The following is a 4,897-nucleotide window of genomic DNA, read 5'->3' on the forward strand; positions in this document are numbered from 1 at the left end:
TGCAACTGGCGGCCATCTGGGCCCAGGTGCTCAAGGTCGAGAAGGTCGGGCGTGCCGATAATTTCTTCGAGCTGGGTGGGCATTCGCTGCTGGCGACCCAGGTGATTTCTCGAATTCGTCATGACCTTGATCTGGAGTGGCCGCTGCACCACCTGTTCGACCATCCGGTATTCGCTGATTTCGCCGGTTTTGCCACCCCGCTTCAGGCTCAGGCTCCGCGCATGGTGGCCGTGGACCGCTCACAGCCGATACTGGGGTCCTATGCCCAACAGCGCCAGTGGTTCTTGTGGCAACTGCAACCGGACAGCGCAGCCTATAACATGGCCACGGCGCTCAGGTTGACGGGGGCGCTGGATGTCGCGGCGTTGCAGGCCAGTTTCCAAGGGCTGGTGGAACGCCATGAAACCCTGCGCACTACCTTCGCCCAGGAAGGCGACGAGGTGGTCCAGATCATTCATGCTCAGGCTCGCTTCCCCGCGATCCAACCGGTCGATGTGCCAGTGCCGGCGTCGCTGGCGTCCCTGGTGGAAGCTTGCACACGCGAGCCCTTCGACCTGCGCGAAGGCCCATTGCTGCGCGTTGCCCTGCTGCGCCTGGGCAGCGAAGAGCATGTGCTGGTAGTGACCCTGCATCACATCATCTGTGACGGCTGGTCGTTGCCGATCATGGTGGATGAACTGGTGCAACGCTATGAGGCCCATGTACGGGGTGAACGGGTCAGCCTGCCTGCCCTGGCCGTGCAGTACGCCGATTATGCCGCCTGGCAACGGCAGTGGATGGTGGCGGGTGAACAGGCTCGGCAACTGGCCTATTGGCAAGCCCGGCTGGGTACGGACCACCCGGTGCTGGCGTTGCCTGTCGACCGGACGCGTCCGGCCGTGCAGAGCCATGCGGGCGCGCGCGTGGCCATCGATATCGAAGCAGGCCTGGCCCGGTCGCTCAAGCAGGTCGCGAAAGGCCAGGGCGTGACACTGTTCATGCTGCTGCTGGCCAGTTTCCAGACCTTGTTGCACCGTTATTCCGGGCAGCCGGACATTCGTGTGGGCGTGCCGATCGCCAATCGCAATCGGGTGGAAACCGAGCAGTTGATCGGCTTCTTCGTCAACACCCAGGTGCTGCGAGCCGAATTTGACCTGCACACCACCTTCAGTGGCTTGCTTGAGCAGGTCAGGCTGGCGGCGCTGGGTGCCCAGGCACATCAGGACTTGCCGTTCGAGCAACTGGTGGAGGCATTGCACCCCCAACGCAGCCTCAGCCACAGCCCACTGTTCCAAGTGATGTACAACCATCAGACCCAGGCTCATATACCTCGGCGCAGCTTGCCGGGCCTGAGCGTTGAAGCGGTGGTGGCAAGTCGCGAAACGGCCCAGTTCGATCTGACCCTGGACACCTTCGAGCATGCGCAGGGCATCGGTGCATCGATGAGCTATGCGTCGGCGCTGTTCGATGAAAGCACCGTGCGCAGGCTGGCCGAGCACTGGCGCAACCTGCTGCTGGGTATTGTCGCCTGCCCCGAGCAACGGGTTGCACAGCTTCCACTCTTCAGTGCGGTGGAACGTGAACGCAGCCTTCAGGACGGTCGTCGCGCCCAGGCCGATTACCCCCGCGAGCAGCCCCTGCACAGCCTGATTGAAGCACAGGTTGAGCGAACACCGGATGCCGTGGCCCTGGTCTACGGTGAGCAGACCATGACCTACCGCCAGCTCAACCAGCGCGCTAACCAGCTCGCGCTCAAATTGCGCGAGTTGGGGGTGGGGCCGGACACGCTGGTGGGTATCGCGGTGGAGCGTGGTGTGGAGATGCTGGTGGGCTTGCTGGGCATTCTCAAGGCCGGCGGTGCCTATGTGCCGCTGGACCCCGAGTACCCACGCGAGCGCCTGGCGTACATGATGGAACACAGCGGCGCGACCTTGTTGCTGACCCAGGCCCACCTGGCGAGCCAGATACCTTCGGGCCAGGCCCGTACCTGGTGCCTGGACACCGATTGGCCGCAGATCGCCCAGTACCCGACTGCCAACCTGGCCAGCGTGACAGCATCGCACCACCTGGCGTATTGCATCTACACCTCTGGTTCCACCGGCAAGCCCAAGGGCGTGGCGGTGTCGCATCAGGCCTTGATCAATTTCCTGGCCAGCATGGCCGTGCAACCGGGCTTGAAAGCCAGCGACCGGGTATTGGCGCTGACGTCGTTGTCGTTCGATATCGCCGGCCTTGAACTGTATCTGCCGCTCTGGACGGGCGCCGCCGTGGTGCTGCTGGCTGATGGGCAGAACAAGGACCCGCAAGCGCTGCTCCGGTTGATCGAGCAGCAGGCGGTCACCACGGTCCAGGCCACGCCATCGACCTGGCGCATGTTGATGGAGGTCGCCGGGCCGCAGACGTTCCTGGGCCGGAAGCTGCTGACCGGTGGCGAGGCGCTGGCGCCCGACCTGGCTGAGCGCATGCTGGCGCAGGGCGGCGAGGTGTGGAACCTCTACGGCCCCACGGAAACCACCATCTGGTCGGCGGCCCGTCGCTTGAGCCGTGACAACCCGGCGCCACTGCTGGGTGGCCCCATCGCCAACACCACGCTGTATGTGCTGGACACCGACCTGGGGGCGGTGCCGCCTGGGGTGGCGGGCGAACTGTTGATTGGTGGCGACGGCCTTGCGCGAGGCTACCTGCACCGTTCGGCGCTGACGGCCGAGCGTTTCATCCCCGACCCCAACGGCAGCGGTGGCCGCCTGTACCGTACTGGCGACCTGGCGCGGTTGCAGGCCGGCGGCGAGCTGGAGTACAGCGGGCGCATCGACCACCAGGTGAAGATCAGGGGGTTGCGCATCGAATTGGGCGAGATCGAGGCGCGGTTGCTGGAACATGTTGGTATTCGCGAAGCGGTGGTGGTGGACGTCGACAGCGAGACCGGCAGGCAACTGGTCGCCTACCTGGTGGTGGGAGACGCGGCCATCGACGTCGATATCCATCAGCTGCGCGTCCTGGTGCGTGAACACCTGGCGGCGACACTGCCCGATTACATGATGCCGGCCCAGGTCATCAGCCTCCCGCACTTGCCGTTGACGCCCAACGGCAAGCTGGATCGCAAGGCATTGCCCAAGCCCGATGTCAGCCACTTGCAGCAGGTCTACCTGGCCCCCCGCAGCGAGCTGGAACAGCAGGTGGCAGTCATCTGGGCCGACGTCCTCAAGGTGGAGCGCGTGGGGCTGGGCGATCATTTCTTCGAACTGGGCGGGCATTCATTGCTTGCCACTCAGGTGATCACGCGGATCCGTCAGCAACTGGACCTGGAAGTGGCCCTGCGAGAGTTGTTCGAACGCCCGGTATTGAGCGACTTCACCCAGGGCCTGGAAGGCCGCGATCGGCAATCGAACCCTCTTCACGATGATTTGGCTAAATCGCTGGAGGCCCTCAAACGTCTATCCATGGAAGAAATTGATGACCTGATTTCATAGGAGATGTGCCAGTGCAAGCGTTGCTCGACTCTGTTAAATCGTTGTCCACCCGAGAGCGCAAGGCTCTGGCCATCCTGCTCAAGCGCCAGGGAGTGAATCTGTACGCGGTCGCTCCCATTGCGCCCCGGGATCCGGAGGAGTTGCTGGTGCTGTCCTATGCTCAGCAGCGCCAATGGTTCCTGTGGCAACTCGAGCCAACCAGCACTGCCTATAACATGCCCACCGCGCTGCGGCTCAACGGCCACCTGGACGTTGATGCCCTGCGCGCCAGTTTCGAAACCCTGATCGCCCGCCACGAAACCCTGCGTACCACCTTCAGGCAGGACGGTGAGCAGGCGATCCAGGTCATTCACCCCTCGGTTTCCTTGCCGTTGCGCGTCGAAGCCGTCCACCTGGCCCCTGGCCAGGCACTGGAGGCAGCGCTCAAGGGCTGGGTCGACGCCGAGACCCGTCAGCCCTTTGATCTGGAGCAGGGCCCGCTGGTGCGGGTGAAGCTGCTGCGCCTGGCCGATGATGATCACGTGCTGGTGTTCACCTTGCATCACGTGGTGTCCGATGGCTGGTCCACGCCGGTGATGGTGGACGAGTTGGTGCACCTGTACGCCGCCCAGGTGGCGGGGCAGGCCCCCAGCCTGCCAGCCTTGCCCATTCAGTACGCCGACTATGCCCTGTGGCAGCGCCAGTGGATGGAGGCCGGGGAGCAGGAACGGCAACTGGGTTACTGGACCGCCCAACTGGGCGGCGAACAACCCGTGCTGGCCTTGCCCACCGACCGTGCGCACCTGGCGATGCAAGACTTCGCCGGTGCCAGCCTGGCCATCGACCTGGACGCTGAACTCGCCCAAGGGCTCAGGCAACTGGCTCAGCAGCAGGGCGTGACCCTGTTCATGCTGCTGCTGGCCAGCTTCCAGACCCTGCTGCACCGCTACAGCGGCCAGGACGATATCCGTGTCGGGGTGCCCACGGCCAACCGCAATCGTGTCGAGACAGAGCGGCTGATCGGCTTCTTCGTCAATACCCAGGTGCTCAAGGCCGAGTTCGACCTGCATCTCACCTTTACCGAGCTGTTGCGGCAAGTCCGGCAAACCGTGCTGGATGCCCAGGCCCACCAGGACCTGCCGTTCGAGCAACTGGTCGAAGCACTGCAGCCCGAGCGCAGCCTGAGCCACAGCCCGCTGTTCCAGGTGATGTACAACCACCAGACCCAGGTCAAAGGCCAACGCCGGCAATTGCCGGGGCTTAGCGTCGAAGGGCTGGCGTGGGAGCGTCACACCGCGCAGTTCGACCTGACCCTTGATACCTTCGAGTCGCAGGATGGCATCGGCGCGGCACTGACCTATGCCACGGCCTTGTTCGAGCCTGAGACCATCGCCCGCCTGGCCGCGCATTGGCGCAACCTGTTGCAGGCGATCACCCGCCAACCGCAGCAGCGCATCGCTGAACTGCCG

At 64.2% G+C, this 4,897-nt stretch carries 2 protein-coding genes; both read left to right on the forward strand.

What is annotated here, in order from left to right:
- The coding region (locus QBK88_RS30505) for an amino acid adenylation domain-containing protein (protein WP_277965016.1) at positions 1 to 3,449 on the forward strand (3,449 nt) is incomplete at its 5' end.
- Positions 3,450 to 3,460: 11 nt separating this feature from the next.
- The coding region (locus QBK88_RS30510) for a condensation domain-containing protein (protein ID WP_277965017.1) at positions 3,461 to 4,897 on the forward strand (1,437 nt) is incomplete at its 3' end.

Source organism: Pseudomonas sp. RIT-To-2, assembly GCF_029623465.1.
Lineage (GTDB): Bacteria > Pseudomonadota > Gammaproteobacteria > Pseudomonadales > Pseudomonadaceae > Aquipseudomonas > Aquipseudomonas silvicola.